This window comes from Ideonella oryzae (genome assembly GCF_024055665.1).
Classification (GTDB): Bacteria; Pseudomonadota; Gammaproteobacteria; order Burkholderiales; family Burkholderiaceae_C; genus Ideonella; species Ideonella oryzae.
Genome location: NZ_JAMXMC010000001.1, coordinates 449,294 through 465,174 on the forward strand (window position 1 = coordinate 449,294; position 15,881 = coordinate 465,174).

Here is a 15,881-nt window from a genome sequence, read left to right on the forward strand (position 1 = left end):
CGCATGCCTGCTGCCGATCTGGCCCGCCTGTTCCCCGATGTCCCGCCGACGCTGGCCCTGCTGCTCGACGCCAGCGCCGGGCCCCTGCAGCCCCCCATCCGTTCCGAAGTGTTCGGACCGGAGCGCTTTGCACAGCATGGCCGCAGCCTGGGGTTGACGCACCGAGCGGGCCGCGCCAGCTGGCGCCAGACCGGCTTCTACCCGCGTCTGCGCAGCAACATCGAGACGCTGCGCGCGGCCCAGCGCTACATCGGCGCGCGGGCCGCCAGCGGACACGATGTCAGCCCGGCCGCCGAGTGGCTGCTGGACAACGTCCACCTGATCGAGACTCAACTCAGGGAGGTCCGTGATGGCCTGACCCGGCGCTACTTCCACAGCCTGCCAGTGCTGCTCGACGAGCCGCTGGCCGGTCTGCCCCGCATCTACGGTGTGGCCTGGGCCTTCGTGGCCCACACCGACAGCGCCTTCGACGAGACGCTGCTGGCACGCTTCCTGGTGGCCTACCAGGAGACCCGCGAGCTCGGGCTCAGCGAGATCTGGGCCCTGCCGACCACCTTGCGCGTGGTGCTGGTGGAAAACCTGCGCCGGCTGGCCGAGCGCGTGGCCACCCAGAAGGCCGCCTGCGAGCTGGCCGACCTGTGCTGCGACCGCCCCGAGCCCTGCTCGGTCGACACCCTGGCCGCGCTGCTGGCCCGGCTGACGCCGCGCGGTGTCGGACACGTCTTCCTGGCCCAGCTGGGGCTGCGCCTGCGCGAGCGCGGCGACCGCCACCTGGCCACGCTGGCCTGGCTGGAGGCGGTGGTGCCCGACCTCCCCGCGGCGCTGGCCCAGCACAGCGCGGACCAGACGGCGGACAACCTCAGTGTCAGCAACGCAGTCACCTCGCTGCGCCTCATCGGCGAGGCCGACTGGCCCGATATCGTGGCGGCCAGCAGCGCCCTGATGCGCCTGATGCTGGCCTCGCCGCTGTTCCAGGTCGAGCACCCCAGCACCCGTGACCAGACCCTGCTCGCCATCGAACGCCTGGCCCGCCGCAGCAGCCTGAGCGAGCTCACCGTCGGCCACCGGCTGCAAGGGCTGATGCAGCATGCAGCCGATCCCGGCAGCACCGAGGCGGTGGCCAGCCACTGGCTGCAGGGCCCGGGCCACCCGGTCCTGCTGCGCAGCCTGGGCCTGGATGCGCGGCCCTTCCTGGTATGGCGCGCCGCCCGCCGCCACCTCACCTTGCCGCTGTACCTGGGTGCCCTGCTGCTGGGCAGCCTGGGACTGACGACCGGGCTGCTCTGGCATGCCGGCCTGGGCCTGGCCCACGCACCGGCCTGGCTGGCCCTGGGCGGCGCGGCCCTGCTGCTGCTGCCGGCTTCCGAGGCGGTGGTGGCCCTGGTCAACCGCATCATCAGCGAGTCGGTGCGGCCGCAGCATCTGCCGCGGCTGGCCTTGGCCGAAGGCATTCCCGCCGAACACCGGGTGATGGTGGTGATCCCGGCGATGCTCAGCGATCCCCCGGCCATTGCCGCCCTGGCCCGACGCCTGCTGCTGCACCACCTGGCCAATCCGGAGCCACAGGCCCAGTTCGCCCTGGCCACCGACTGGACCGATGCCGACAGCCCGCAAACCCCCGGCGACGAGGTCCTGCTGGCCCAGGCCCGCGAGGCCGTGCGCGCCCTGAACACCGAGCATGGTGGCACCCCCGATGGGGTGGCCCCCCGCTTCATCCTGCTGCAGCGCGAACGGCGCTACTGCCACACGGAGCGACGCTGGATTGGCTGGGAGCGCAAGCGCGGCAAGCTCGAGCAGCTGATCGCCGCGCTGGCCACCGGCCACAGCAACGCCTTTCTGGACCTCGGGCCGGACTCGCGCATGGCCACCGGCATCCGCCACCTGCTCACGCTGGATGCCGACACGGCGCTGCCCCCTGGCCGGCTGCGGGAACTGGTGGGGGTGGCGGCCCATCCACACAACCAGCCCCAGCTGGACGCGCAGGGCCGCGGCGTGCGGCGCGGCTACGCCATCCTGCAGCCCCGGGTCGTCACGCCGCTGCCGACCGCGCAGGAGCTGACGGGCTTTCACCGGATCTTCTCGGGGCAGTGCGGCATCGACCCCTACAGCGCCGCCAGCTCCGAGGTCTACCAGGACCTGTTCGGCGAAGGCAGCTTCAGCGGCAAGGGCCTGCTGCATGTGCAAGCCCTGCACCAGATCCTGGGCAGCCGCCTGCCCGAGGACCTGGTGCTCAGCCACGACCTGCTGGAGGGGGCGCTGACACGCTGCGCGGCGGTGACGGACCTGATGCTGGTCGAGGCTGCCCCTTTTCACGCCGACGTGGCCGCGGCCCGGATACACCGCTGGACACGCGGCGACTGGCAGCTGCTGCCCCTGCTGCTGCAACCCCGGCGCTTCCCGCTGCGCGCCATCAACCGCTGGAAGCTCTTCGACAACCTGCGGCGCTCCCTGGTGGCACCGGCTTCGCTGCTGCTGCTGGGGTTGACGCTGGGCGGCTGGCTGCTCTCGCCCTGGGTGGCCCTGGCCCTGGTGTTCGTGGCCTTCACGGCCGGCCCGCTGGTGGGGGCGCTGGCGGGCTTCCTGCCCGGGCGTGGTGGGCTGGCGCTGCGCCGCTTCTACCGCCTGGCCGGGACCGACCTGGCGCGTGCCGGGCTGGGTGGCCTGTGGCACCTGGCTCAGCTGGCCGAGCAGGCCGCGATGGGCTGCGACGCCATCGGGCGCGCGCTCTACCGGATGACCATCAGCCACCGCCACCTGCTGCAATGGACCACCGCGGCCAGCGCCCAGGCGGGTGCCCGCACCGGCCTGGGCGCGCTATGGCGCCAGCACTGGCGCACGCCCCTGCTGGCGCTGGCGCTGGGCGGGTTGGCCTGGGCTGGCGAAGCGCCCCACCTGGACCTGGCCCTGGGCCTGTGCCTGTTCTGGGCGGCTTCACCGCTGTGGACATGGTGGGGCAGCCTGCCCACGGGCGCACGGCGGGCCGCGGCATTGCCGGCGCCCGCGCAGGCCTACCTGCACGGGGTGGCACGCGACACCTGGCGCTACTTCGAGCGCTGCGTCGGCCCCGGGGACCGGCACCTGCCGCCCGACAACCTGCAAGTGATGCCGGCAGACCAACTGGCACACCGCAGCTCGCCGACCAACATCGGCCTGTACCTGCTGAGCACCGCCTGTGCCCGCCAGTTCGGCTGGATCGGTACCGGCGAGCTGATCGACCGGCTGCAGGCCACGCTGGCCACGCTGCAGACCCTGGAGCGCCACCGTGGGCACTTCCTGAACTGGTATGACACCCAGAGCGGCCAGCCGCTGATGCCGCGCTACGTGTCCAGCGTCGACAGCGGCAACCTGTGCGGCCACCTGCTGGCCGTGGCCGAGGCCTGTCGCGCCCTGGCCGAGCGGCCGCTGGACCCCCAGGCCCAGCAGGACGCGCTGGCGCGTGGCCGCCAGCGGCTGCGCCAGCAGCTGGCCGGCCGCCGCGGGCTGGACGCGGCGCAACGCAGCGCCCTGCGGCTGGGGCTGGCCGACCTGCACGCCACGCGGCGCTCGATCGCACAGGATGCGCAGATGGACGCCAGCGCCGTCAGCCATGACCTGCGGGGCTTGGCCCGGGACCTGGAGCAGCTGGCGCTGCAGGCCGACTTCGGCTTTCTCTTCCACCGCAAGCGCCACCTGCTGCACCTGGGCTTCCGAGTGGCCGAGCAGCAGCTCGATGCGGGTCTCTACGACCTGCTGGCCTCGGAGTCGCGTCTGAGCAGCCTGCTGGCCGTGGCCGGCGGCGGTGCACCCGTACGCCACTGGGCGGCGCTGGGGCGGCCGTTCTTCGCCCAGGGCACGCGGGCAGGGCTGCGCTCCTGGTCGGGATCGATGTTCGAATACCTGATGCCCAGCCTGGTGCTGATCGAGCCGCCGGGCAGTGCGCTGCACGAGGCCTGCGAGGTCGCGCTGACCGAACAGCGACGCTTCACTCGGGCGCGCGGACTGCCCTGGGGCATCTCCGAGTCGGCCCACGCGGGCCGCGATCTCAGCCTGACCTACCAGTACGCCCCGCAGGGTGTGCCTCAGCTGGCGCTGCGCCGCACGCCGCCCGGCGAACTGGTGGTCGCCCCCTATGCCACGGCCCTGGCCGCCCAGATCGCGCCGGTGGCGGCCTGGCGGAACTTCATGGCCCTGGAAGGCCTGGGCGCCCGCGGTGCCTGCGGCTTCTTCGAGGCCCTGGACTTCACGCCGGCGCGCCAGACCTTGGACCAGCACGTGACGCCGGTGGCCACCTTCATGGCCCACCACCAGGGCATGAGCATCGTCGCCCTGGCCAATGTGCTGCTGGGGAACGTGGCCCAGCGCTGGGGCATGGCCAATGTGCACATCGAGGCGGTCAGCTCGCTGCTGCATGAGCGCGCGCCGCGCGAGATCTCGAACCTGCTGGTCTCGCCCGCACCGGCGTCGGCGCTGCCGTCCAGCCATCTGCCCAGCATGATGCACGAGGTCGTGCCCGGCCTGGCCGCGGTGGAGCCCAGCCATCTGCTGTCCAACGGCCGCTACCGGGTGGCCCTGCGTGCCAACGGCGCCGGCTGGAGCCGCTGGGGCGACCTGGACCTGACACGCTGGCGCGACGACGCGCTGCGCGATGCCTACGGCAGCTTCTTCCACCTGCGCCGCGGACCTGACCGGGCGCTGGTCTCGCTGACCCAGCACCCGGCGCCGGATGCGGCGGCCGAGTACCACAGCGTCTGGCACGCCGACCGCGTCTGCCTGAGCGCGCGCTGGCTCGACCTGCACAGCGAGATCACGGTCTGGGTCAGCCCCGAGGACGACATCGAGTTTCGCCAGGTCGAGTTGCGCAACCTGAGCGCGCAGGCCCTGGAGCTGACGCTGGTCTCGGCCTTCGAGCCCACCCTGACCTCCGCACGCGCCGACGAGGCTCATCCGGCCTTCAGCCAGCTGTTCCTGCGGGCCCAGGGGCAGCCCGCGCAACAGGCCCTCGTGTTCGAACGGCGGCCTCGCCTGGACACCGAGACCGGACTGCTCGCCGCGCACTTCCTGGCCCACAGCGAGCCGCCTGTGCGCGAGCTGTTGGTGCAGACCGATCGCCAGCGCTGGCTGGGCCGCAACCGGGCGCCGCACCAGCCGCAGGGCGAGCTGGACACCCTGCGGCCCGGCGAGCTCGACACCGGGCGGGATCCCGTCTGCGTGCTGGCGGCGCGCCTGCGCATCGAGCCGCATGGCAAGGCCTTGCTGACCTTTGCGACAGCCGCGGCCGACCAGGCCTCCACGCTGGGCGCAGTGATCGACAAGTACCGCGAGCCCAGCCACACCGAACGTGCGGCACTGATGTCGGCCACGCTGGCCAGCATCCGGCTGACCGCCCTGGGCATCAGCCCGGATCACTTTGCCGCCACGCAAAGGCTGAGCACCGCACTGCTGCTGAGCCTGGCCCGGCCGCGCCCCGGCGAGGGCGAGCGTCGCGACGGGAGCACCCCCAGCCAGCAGGCGGTCTCGCCGGACTGGGACCGGCGCGTGCTGTGGCGGCTGGGCTTGTCGGGCGAGCGGGCCATCGTGCTGGTGAACATCGGCATCCCCTCGGGCATGAACCTGCTGCGTGCACTGGCCCAGTCCCTGCGCCTGTGGGCCTGGGCCGGGGTAGGCTGCGATCTGGTGATCGTCAACGACCAGCCGACCTCCTACCTGACGGAGCTGCACCATGCCCTGGCCGCACTGCAGGAACGCCACCAGGCCGACATGGGCGTGTCGACAGGGCCGGAGGGCACCGGCATTCACCTGCTGCGCGCCGACACCCTGCTGCAGGCCGAGCTGACGACGCTGCAGCACCTGGCGCGCCTGCACTTCCATGCCGACGGCCGGCCCCTGCTGCAGCATGTCCAGGCCTGGATGGCGGGGCATGAGCAGGCCCGTGAGCGGCGCCAGGCCACGGCCTGCACCGTGCTGGCCACGCGGGTCATGGCGGCCCGCCGCGCACCCGATGGGCGGTTTGCCGCCGAGGGGACCGAGTTCCACTTCGACGTGGGCCCGGGCTGCCGGCCGCAGCGGCCCTGGATCAACGTGCTGGCCAATCCGGGCTTCGGGGCCATGGTCTCGGAAGCGGGCGGCGGCGGCAGCTGGGCCCTCAACAGCCAGCTGAACCAGCTCACCGCCTGGTCCAACGACCCGGTGGCCGACCCGCCCAGCGAGTGGTGGCTGCTGCAAGACCTGCACAGCCGCGAGGTCTGGAGCGTCGCGCCCTCGGCCTGGGGCGCGCCCGAGGCCATCTACCAGATCCGCCACGGACAGGGTTACACCCACATCGCGCATCGCCACGGCGACCTGAGCATCACGGCCCGCTGGTGCGTGGATGCCACGGTGGCCGTCAAGCAGGTGGTCATCCGCGTGCACAACCTCGGCTCGCGCACGCGGCGGCTGCGCCTGGTGGGCATGGTCGAGTGGCTGATCGGCGCCCGCCGCCAGGACCGGGCCAGCGTGGAGAGCGCGCTGCACAGCCAGCGCCTGCCGCAGAACGCCCGCCTCACGGCCCTGCTGGCCACCCAGCGGGAACTGGGGACAGGCCTGGGCCCGGGCACCGCCTTTCTGGCCCTGGCCGGGGGCACGCCGGACGATCTGCCCGAGTGGAGCGCCGACCGGCGGGAGTTCTTCGATGCGCGGGGGCGCCTGGTGCTGCCCGACCATTTCGGCCGGCGACAAGGCCCGGGCCTGGACCCGTGCGCGGCGCTGGCGGACACGCTGAGCCTGGCGCCCGGCGCATCCACGCGCCGCGTCTTTCTGCTCGGCCATGCCGCCAGCCCGGACGCGGCCCGGCAGCTGGCGCTGCGCGCCGCGGTGGTGGACGCCGACACCCGCCTGGCGCAGGTGCGTGCCCGCTGGGTCGCGCTGCTGAGCGCCACCACGGTGAGCACGCCCGACCCGCTGTTCGATGCCCTGGTCAACCGCTGGCTGCTCTACCAGAGCATCTCCAGCAGGCTGTGGGCCAAGGCGGGCTTCTACCAGGCCGGCGGCGCCACCGGCTTTCGAGACCAGCTGCAGGACACCCTGGCCCTGGCCTGGACCGCGCCGACCTTGTTGCGTGAGCAGATCCTGCGTTGCGCCTCGCGCCAGTTCCCGGAGGGCGATGTACAGCACTGGTGGCACGAGCCTGGCGGCGCTGGCGTGCGCACGCACTTCTCCGACGATCTGCTGTGGCTGCCCCATGCCTGCAGTCACTACCTGGACCGCTGCGGCGATGCCGGCCTGCTGGATGAGTCGGTGCCTTTCATCGAGGGCCCGGCCATTGCCGAGGGGGCCGACGATGTCTATGGTGTGCCGGAAACCAGCACACTGTCGGCCAGCGTCTACGAGCATGCGGCCAGAGCCATCGACCACAGCCTGCGCGTGGGCGCCCACGGCCTGCCGCTGATGGGCGGCGGCGACTGGAACGACGGCATGAACCGGGTCGGCCACCGGGGCCGGGGGGAATCGGTCTGGTTGGGCTGGTTCCTCTGCCGCGTGGTGGCCGACTTTGTGCCGCTGGCACGTGCACGTGGCGACCTGGAACGGGTGGCACGCTGGGAGCAGGCGGCGCAGGGCTGGACCGCAGCTCTGCAGGGGCCGGCCTGGGACGGCCAGTGGTTTCGGCGGGCCTTCTTTGACGACGGACAGGTGCTGGGCTCGGCCTGCAATGCCGAGGCCCGCATCGACCTGATCGCACAAGCCTGGGCCGTGTTGTCCGGCGCGGCACCGCTGGCGCGACAGCAGCAGGCCATGGCCGCGGTGGAGGCCGCGCTGGTGGATCCGCAGGCGGGTCTGATCCGGCTGCTGACCCCGCCCCTGGCGCAGGCCGAACCCAGCGCCGGCTACATCCAGGCTTACCCCCCTGGGGTGCGGGAGAACGGCGGCCAGTACACGCATGCCGGGGTCTGGGCCCTGATGGCACAGGCCCGTCTGGCGCGGCAGACACCGGGTTCGACCGAGACCACAGCGCGGGTCTACCGCGACTTCTGCCTGCTGAGTCCGGCCCACCGCAGCCAGCACCCGCAGCAGGGTCCGGTCTATGGGCTGGAGCCCTATGCGGTGGCCGGCGACGTGTGCAGTGCGCCGCCCTGGGTGGGACGGGGCGGCTGGAGCTGGTACACCGGAGCCGCGGCCTGGTTGCACCGTGCCGCCGTCGAGTCGATCTTCGGCCTGCACCTGCAGGCGCAGGTGCTGCACTTTTCACCCTGCCTGCCGGCGCACTGGTCCCGCGCCGAGCTGATCTTGCGGCGCGGGGACCGCCGCATGCGCTTCATCTGCCTGCGCGGCAGGCCGCAGCAATTGCAGGCGGTGCTGGATGAGGAAGGGGCGCAGTGGCTGCGCCCCGACCAAGTCCTGGAATGGACCCTCCTGGGTCCGGAGAGTTGCTTCGTGATTCCCCTGCCGGATCAGCGGGGCGCGATGGCCGACGCATCCCTCGAGACCACGATCTCGACGCGGCGGTTGAGCTGACGGCCCTGCGCACTGTCGTCGCTGGCCACCGGATGGCCCTCGCCGTAGCCCCGGGCCATCACGTGGTCGCCACCGACACCCTGGGCCAGCAGGGCGTCGCGCACCGCTTCGGCCCGCAGGCGCGAGAGCCGCAGGTTGGCGGCCTCGCTGCCGACGTTGTCGGTGAAGCCCTCGACCAGCACCTGGCGCTCGGGATGGCGCTTCATGAAGTCGGCCAGCTTCTCGACCCCCCGCAGGCCCTCGGGCTTGATGGCCGCGCGGTTGGTGTCAAACAGCAGGTCGCCGATGGTGATCACCAGCCCGCGCTCGGTCTGCTTGGCGTTCATGTCGCGAAGCTGCGCCTCCAGCTCGGCATTGCGGGCCTGGCTGTCGCTGACCTCCAGGCGGGCCGTCTGCGCATCGGCCCGGGATGCATCGGCCTCCCGGGTGCGGGCGCTGAGCCGCTGCTGGTCCCGCTGCGCGTTGGCCGTGGCGACCACCTGTTCGGCGGCCCGCTGCCGGGCCACCGCCTGGGCCAGCGCCGTCTGCTGCTTGGCCAGATAGGCCAGGTGGGTGACCTGGGCCGGTTCGTCCCGGCGGGTGGCGGCCTCGTTGGCCAAGGTCAGGGCCGTGCCGGCCTGGCTGAGCTCGGTGGCGGCGTACTGGCGTGTCTGTGGCGAGCCCTGCGCGACGCGGTAGTCACTGCGCGCCTGTTCGAGCACGGCGTTGCCGGGCGACACGCTGCTGCAGGCGGACAGGGCGGCAATGGCGGCCGAGGCGATCAGCCCCGGGACGGAGAGACGGAAGCAAGGGAAGTGGGTCATGGCCATCCTTGGGAGTTACGGGGTCTTGCGGTTCATTTCGTCGCGCAGTGCGCGGCTGTCTTCGCCCAGCACGGCGGCGGCCTTCTCGGCCTTGTCGGCCTCGGTCTTGGCCTCGGCCAGGCGTGCGTCGGCCCGTGCTTCCTGCGCCAGCAGGAGCGCCGATTCGTGATGGCCGCTGCGCAGGGCCGCGCGGGCCTGGACCATCTTGTCGCTGGCCAGGGCCATCTCGGCCGGCGCGCCCGCCATGGCGCCAGCGCCCAGGGCGTGGTTGAGCGCAGCCTCCGAGACCGCCATGTCCGCCGTGGGCGCCGGGATCTGGGCGCAGGCTGCCAGCAGCAACGCGCTGATGGCCATCAGGACCGCTGCGCGCGGCCGTGGAAGTGAAGTGCGTGTCTTCATCGTGGATCTCCTGGTTGGTTCCAGCGCGCAGCCTGTGCTGATCACCCAGGCGGGTCGGTGCGTTGGCGCACCGACGCTGTGCGGCCCCAGGGTCAGCATCCATTCATCCACAACAGGCCACACAGGGATTGACATGAACATGACGTGGATGCGGGGCCGCGAGAGCCAGGTTGGCGATGACACGCGGACACAAACTCAGCGGACCAATCACGAGTGCTGCTTGGTGCCAGACAGCGGATCGCAGCGTCGTGTCCAGAACGACCCGTCGCCCTGGTCAGGATCAGGCGATGATCCTGGCCCTACCGCCGCGGAGATCGCCGCCGAGGACTGGGATCTTCTGTTTCGCGCTGCGCTGGCCCTGCTGGTGCGCGTGGCCATGGAGAAACCAGATCCCACCCGCTCCCACACGTGCCTGCAACTGCAGGCGCCAGGCACCGTGTTGCGAGAGTGCATGTCGGCACTGGACCAGTTGCGCCGCGAGCGCCCGTGCGGCCCACTGCGCCGGAGGCCTTGGCCCCCCGGCGCCGCAGGGGAGATCAGCGCCGGGGCGCCGACGGTGGATCGGAATGCCCGCACCGGGGCCTGAGCAGGCATGCCGTCCTCGCACGCAGTCGCCCGTGTCGCCACCTTGTTGATGGCCTTGGGAGCTTGCCTGCTCATCGGAGGCTGCGCCACGTTGCTGCCCAGCACGCGGATCGAGGTCGTCTCGGATTGGAACAGCTATGACGACGCCGTGGCATCCCTGGCTGCGATAGAGCCCTACACATCCACCCGACAGAGCGTGCATGCCCACGGCTTGGATCCAGGCCGAAGCTCGGCCATCACCATCTTGCACTTTGCCGACCTGCTCCAGCGATTCGCCGCCGCCACGCTCGTCAAGCCCAAGGACGTCGACCCGGGCATCCGCGACTGCCTGCAAGCCGGCCAGCGGTGCAGTGGTTACGCCATCGCCGTGGAGAAACTGCATCGGCATCGCGTAGGCAGCTTCTGGCTCGACTCGCTGAACTTTCGACGCGAAACCGTCACCACCGGCTGGCGGGTGGATGTTCTGCTGGTGTTCGTGGACGATGCCCTGGTCTACAAGCTGGTGGGTGGACGGCCGACCATCGACGAAGTGGAGCTGCGGCGCAACCCTCTGGGTCCGCTGCAGGCCTGGGGCGAACAGCCGCTGCGTTCGATCAGGTAAAGGGTGCGCTGGCGCACCGACACCCCAGCGCAACGGAGCACAGCATGTCGATCCGTCACACAGGAGTCGACATGAACTGGCATCGGATTCAGGGGCAGTGCAGGCGTGCCATCGGCGAGGTCAAGGGACGGTGGCTGCGCAGCCATCCGGGCGAGACAGCAGACCGGCATGCACAGTCCCCCCGCATGCCCCAAACGCAACAAGGCCTCTTTCCGGAGGAGTCCGAAATCATCTGGCTGAGGACCGAGGACGCTCAGCCGGAGAGCCCCAGTTCAGACTCCGGAGGATCGGATGCATCCGCCGAACTCCCGCCCGGCCCGCCAGCGCCGGTCGCCACTGAGGTCCTGACTTCCTCGACATCTCACACGGAAGCCTCCCCTACCATGGACGGAGCGCCCTCGATGAAACCGGAGACCTTCTTTCATCTGCCTTCGGGCACCGTGCGTTTCTGGGTTCCGGTCGGCCAGCGGTTCGTAGGCGCCAGCATCCACAGCGTGGACCTGCACTATCGCTACTGCGCCCACGAAACGACCGACCAGCCGCTGGCCACCTTTCTGGCCCATGCAGGCGAAATCGAGGTGGCCGTGCGGCGCCGGCTGGATGCCGGTGCGCTTGAGCCAGTGATTCTGAGAGGGCCAGACTTGCAGCCCGTGCCCTCGCCCTGAGCGGCACGGGGCGCGCTCAGACGCCCCAGACGATGGCCTCGCCGGCGGCGTGGGCCCGCCGCATCATCTCCACCAGAGGCCAGGCGTGCTGCCGCAGCGACACGGCGTCGCCCCCGTCTTCGGCCTGCCGCGCATCGGCGACCGCACGGCCCACCGGCTGCTGCGACTCTTCCTGCGCCAGCGCGGCCTCGATCGCCCGGATCGCCGAGGGCATGGCGTCCGGGGCGATGATGCCCTGGGCGGCTGGTTCTCGGCCCATCGCGTTGAACACCTTGTCGCCGTCGGGGCCGAGCATCAGCACGTCGCCGGCAGCCTTGGATTGAAACCGGTAAGTCATGGATATCAACTCCGTGCAGGTTGAATGGCCAGGATGGCGCGGTGCCCATGACCCGCAGGCGTGGGCACCCTGTCAGGGGAACTTAAGCCCGTTGCGAACTTGACGTCAAGCCGCGGCCTGCGGCCAGGCTCAGGAGGGGCGTTGGGCGAGGTAGCGTCGCATCAATGGCCGCGCCGTCAGGCCATGCACCACGATGGATGTCGCGACCGTCCACAGCGTCAAGGACACGAGCGTGTCGGCCACTCGACCGTCAAGACCATGGTGCAGCGCAAAGGCCAGGTAGTAGACGGAACCGATCCCGCGGATGCCGAACCACGAGATCATCGAACGCTGCGAGCGCGTCAGCCGCTCGCCCAAGGTGGCGGGCAGCGCGGACATCGGCCTGAGCACGATCAGCACCAGGGGGACGAACCACCAGGCAGCCGTCAGTGGCTGCGCATAGGGCAGCATGGCACCCACCAGCAGCACCAACGTCAATTCGACCAGCTTCTCCAGTTGCCCGTTGAACAGCTGCACCGAGTCGCGCATGGTCTCGCTGGCGTGGTGCGAGTGCGTCGCGCGGATTTCGTAGGAATGACCGGCCGCCGCAGGCGAGCGCCCCAGCGGCTTGCTGCCCACCATGGGATGCTCGCGCACGCGTTGAAGAGCCAGGCCGCTGGCGAAGACCGCGAGAAACCCGGAGGCTTGAAGAAACTGGGCCAGTCCGTAGGACAGCGCAATCAGCCCGAGCCCGAGGAAGACATCCAGCCCCAGGGCCTCGCCATGGCGGGCGCGCAGATAGACGACCAGTTGCCCTGTCACCGCGCCGACAGCCAGGCCGATGGCGACGCCGCCGGCCGTCGCCCACCCCAGGGTCAGAAGCCACCAATGCGACGGGCTGAACCCCGTGCCGTGAAGGCCGAGCAGACCCAGGCCCAGCATTGCGAATGGAAACGCCGCGCCATCGTTGAGCCCGCCTTCGCCCCCCAGGCTGAACCCCACCCGATCCGGATGACTCCCGGCTTCGGCTTGTACGCCGGAGGCCAGGACGGGGTCTGTCGGGGCGAGGATGGCGCCAAGAAGCACGGCTCCGCCGAGCGGCAGCCCGAGGCCCCAGACCCCGACCAGGGTGATCAGCCCGACCATGACCGCCATCGAGACGAAGGCCAGTCGCAGCGGCAGACGCCAGCGCCGGTCCCGAAGGGGCACCCCCAGTTGCAGTCCCACGGCGAACAAGGACACGAGCAGAGCGACTTCGCTGACGACTTCCAGCAAGGCCGCGTACCGCGTCGGATCGGGCGTCAGCACGTTCAGCGCCGCGGGCCCTAAGAGCCACCCAAGCGCCAGATACACCATGGCGCTGCTGAGCGGAAGCCGCCCCAGCCAGGTGCCCAGCAGCACCAGCGCGAGCAGAAGCACCCCGGCGAACAAAGACCAGCCCGCGAACGACATGTGTTCCTTCCCATCAGGGTGGCGCCGGGTCCTGCGACCGGGTAGGAGACAAACCGACAGGGTGGAGCGCGCTACGCTTGGATGGGGTTGAGCATACGCCGAGGAGGCATCCTGGCGCCGCACGCGGCGTCAGGCTTGACTCTCAAGACGGTTGCTCAGTCCCCGGCCTCAGGCCGCTCGCCCCGCCACTCGCTGCGGCGCTTTTTCTGCATCGCCTCCTTGCGCGCCTGATGGGCGGCCTCCACCCCCTCGGCGGCCTGCTGCCAGGCGGCAAAGCCATCCGGTGTTTCCAGGGTCAGGCGGCCAATGATGCCGGTGCGGAAGTCGTTGATGACCAGCTCGGCCGCTTTCTGCAGGTTCGCCCGGCCACCGGCCTGCACCGCGCCGCGCTGGCGGGCGATGGCCTCCAGCAGCGCCTCGGCCTTGAGCGCGGCGGTGCCGGCAGGCAGCTTGTAGCGGGCCTCGATCAGGCCGGGGTAGTCGGGCTGCAGGGTCTCCAGCAGTTCCAGCGCCACCTCTTCGTCGTCGTAGGCGTTGTGGCCCACCGAGCCGGCCGCGGCCAGGTGAAAGCCGCTTTGGGGCACGATGATCTTGGGCCAGAGCATGCCGGGCGTGTCGAACAGGTAGGCGCCCTTGTCCAGGTTGATGCGCTGCTCGTTTTTGGTGATGCCAGCCTCGTCCCCCGTCTTGGTGGCCTTCTTGCCCACCAGGGTGTTGATCAGCGTGGACTTGCCGACGTTGGGCACGCCGCAGATCAGGATGCGCAGCGGCTTGTCCATGGTGCCGCGGTTGGGCATCAGCTCGCGGCAGGCCCCGGCCAGGCGCTGGGCTGGCGCGCGCTCGCTGGCGTCCAGGGCAATGGCGCGGGTGTCCGGCTGGGCGTTGAAGTGCGCCAGCCACAGCGCGGTGCGCTCTGGGTCGGCCAGATCCTGCTTGTTGAGCACCTTCAGCGCGGCCTTGCCGCGGGTCATTTCGGCCAGCAGGGGGTTGCTGCTGGAGCCCGGCAGGCGGGCATCCAGCAGTTCGATCACCACGTCGATGCCGGCCTTCAGCCGCTCGCCGATGGCCTTGCGCGTGGCATGCATGTGTCCGGGGAACCACTGCACGGTCATGGGTGTCGCTCCAGTGCCCGCACCGGTGCCCGGGTGGGCGCGGTCAGGCAGAAAAACCTCGTATTGTCCCTGTCGCCGTGGCGATGCGTTCAGGGGCGGTCGTCGTGGTCGCAGACCGGGTCGAGCCCGTGGGCGCTGTCTTCCACGATGCCTTCGGGTGTCAGCCCCACATGGAAGACCTGGCAGAACGGGTTGTCATAGCGGTAGGACCAAACCGTCTGATGGTGGTAATGCACCTGCCACGTCCAGGACGGCGGGCCCAGCAGTTCCCGCAGCTGGTCCTGGGTCATGCCCGGGCGCACCTGCAGAAAGTGGGCCTCGTCCAGCACGTTCTCGGCCTTCTGCATCCGGCCCTGGGCGTCAAAGTCGACCATGCAGGCCTGCCGCGCATAGGCGCCGAACCAGTACGTCCAGCGCTGGCTGCCGTCGGCGTGCGGCCAGGTTTCGGTGGGTGCGCCCAGCCGGGTCCGCACGCTGTCCGTCGTCTGGCCCACCTGCGGATCCAGCCCGCAGGTGGCACAGCCGGTCAGACCCAGCACAGCCAGCAGGCCGGTGCTGCTCAACACGCGGTTCAGCATCTTCATGATGACGCTCACTCCTTGTCGTCGCAGGTGCCGGGCTCAGTCTGCCCGCGCCAGCGCATTGCGCAGTTGCACCAGGGATTCGCGCAGCCGCACCACCTCGTCCAGCGAACAGCCCGTGGCCTCCCCCACGCAGGCCGGAATGCCCTTGGCGAGTTCGCCCAGTTGGCGGCCGCTCTCGGTCAGGTGGATGAGGACTTGGCGCTCATCACGCTGCGCCCGTTGCCGTTCCAGCACGCCCTGAGCGGCCAGCCGTTTGAGCAAGGGGGTCAGCGTGGCCGAATCCAGGAACAGCCGCTCGCCAATCTGCGAGACGGTCAGCCCATCTTGCTCCCACAGCACCAGCATCACCAGGTACTGCGGATAGGTCAGCCCCAGCGGCTTGAGCAGGCGCCGGTAGATCTTGTTGAGCGCCAGCATCGTGGAGTACACGGCAAAGCACAGCTGATCATCCAGCCGCGGTGGCACGGCAAGAAGGGGAGACAAAGACAGAGAGTTTTTAGATCGCACGCGATATTCTAGGGCGAACCCAGGCAATGGCCTTTGAACCAGGTCGGGATTAGGCCCTCCAAGAGATCCACATCCGCACTGGACAAGCTTGTGGACAAGCCGTGACCGGCGATTGCAAGTGGCTGATTCTGCTCATCTTCTGTCACATTGCCTTAAAAATCGGCAGGCCCGGACGGCCCATTCCAGCACCGGTCCACACAGACACTGCACAAGCCTGTGGATAAGCCGGTGACGGCCCACGCAAACCCTTGTCAGCCCAGGCTCTCCAACGAAATGCCTCATAAACAGGCACCCCACTGTCCAGGAACCGCTGCTTCACAGCGTGCTTGTCAAGACTTGACAGGCCGATGTCGGCCGATGCGCGTGCCAGATAAGCAGGCGCCGAAATCTT

The 15,881-nt window shown here is 70.3% G+C and carries 10 protein-coding genes; 3 read left to right on the forward strand and 7 right to left on the reverse strand.

Annotated elements, in window-relative coordinates; genetic code table 11:
* The first annotated feature begins 3 nt into the window (after nucleotides 1–3).
* Nucleotides 4–8,466, forward strand: a complete 8,463-nt coding sequence (locus M0L44_RS02175; RefSeq protein ID WP_252767962.1) for a GH36-type glycosyl hydrolase domain-containing protein — start codon at nucleotides 4–6, stop codon at nucleotides 8,464–8,466.
* On the opposite strand, the gene M0L44_RS02180 is transcribed toward M0L44_RS02175, so the two are convergent.
* Nucleotides 8,403–9,269 carry an OmpA family protein gene (locus M0L44_RS02180; protein WP_252767963.1) on the reverse strand — a complete coding sequence of 289 codons (867 nt, stop codon included), beginning with the start codon at nucleotides 9,267–9,269 and terminating at the stop codon, nucleotides 8,403–8,405. The genes M0L44_RS02175 and M0L44_RS02180 overlap by 64 nt on opposite strands.
* Before the next feature lie 15 nt (nucleotides 9,270–9,284).
* Nucleotides 9,285–9,668, reverse strand: a complete 384-nt coding sequence (locus M0L44_RS02185; protein WP_252767964.1) for a DUF4398 domain-containing protein — start codon at nucleotides 9,666–9,668, stop codon at nucleotides 9,285–9,287.
* Nucleotides 9,669–10,260: 592 nt separating this feature from the next.
* Between M0L44_RS02185 and M0L44_RS02190 the strand changes: the two genes are divergently transcribed.
* The gene (locus M0L44_RS02190) at nucleotides 10,261–10,854 is read left to right on the forward strand and encodes a hypothetical protein (RefSeq protein ID WP_252767965.1); all 594 of its coding nucleotides are present in this window, start codon (nucleotides 10,261–10,263) and stop codon (nucleotides 10,852–10,854) included.
* A gap of 44 nt (nucleotides 10,855–10,898) precedes the next feature.
* Nucleotides 10,899–11,519, forward strand: coding sequence for a DUF1488 domain-containing protein (locus M0L44_RS02195; protein WP_252767966.1), 621 nt, complete (start codon nucleotides 10,899–10,901; stop codon nucleotides 11,517–11,519).
* 16 nt (nucleotides 11,520–11,535) lie between these two features.
* Here M0L44_RS02195 and M0L44_RS02200 read toward each other — a convergent pair whose 3' ends face one another.
* The 5 genes from M0L44_RS02200 to M0L44_RS02220 all read right to left on the reverse strand — a co-directional run bounded on the left by M0L44_RS02200 (nucleotide 11,536) and on the right by M0L44_RS02220 (nucleotide 15,400).
* Nucleotides 11,536–11,856, reverse strand: coding sequence for a DUF1840 domain-containing protein (locus M0L44_RS02200; protein WP_252767967.1), 321 nt, complete (start codon nucleotides 11,854–11,856; stop codon nucleotides 11,536–11,538).
* A 129-nt stretch (nucleotides 11,857–11,985) separates the two neighbouring features.
* A complete protein-coding gene (locus tag M0L44_RS02205; protein WP_252767968.1) occupies nucleotides 11,986–13,287 on the reverse strand; it encodes a cation:proton antiporter in 1,302 nt (433 codons plus the stop codon).
* A 155-nt stretch (nucleotides 13,288–13,442) separates the two neighbouring features.
* Nucleotides 13,443–14,399, reverse strand: a complete 957-nt coding sequence (gene ylqF / locus M0L44_RS02210; protein WP_252767969.1) for a ribosome biogenesis GTPase YlqF — start codon at nucleotides 14,397–14,399, stop codon at nucleotides 13,443–13,445.
* A gap of 89 nt (nucleotides 14,400–14,488) precedes the next feature.
* A complete protein-coding gene (bamE, locus tag M0L44_RS02215; RefSeq protein ID WP_252767970.1) occupies nucleotides 14,489–14,983 on the reverse strand; it encodes an outer membrane protein assembly factor BamE domain-containing protein in 495 nt (164 codons plus the stop codon).
* Between the two features lie 36 nt (nucleotides 14,984–15,019).
* Complete coding sequence (locus M0L44_RS02220) at nucleotides 15,020–15,400, reverse strand: MarR family winged helix-turn-helix transcriptional regulator (protein WP_354004091.1); 381 nt, start codon at nucleotides 15,398–15,400, stop codon at nucleotides 15,020–15,022.
* Nucleotides 15,401–15,881: the final 481 nt, after the last annotated feature.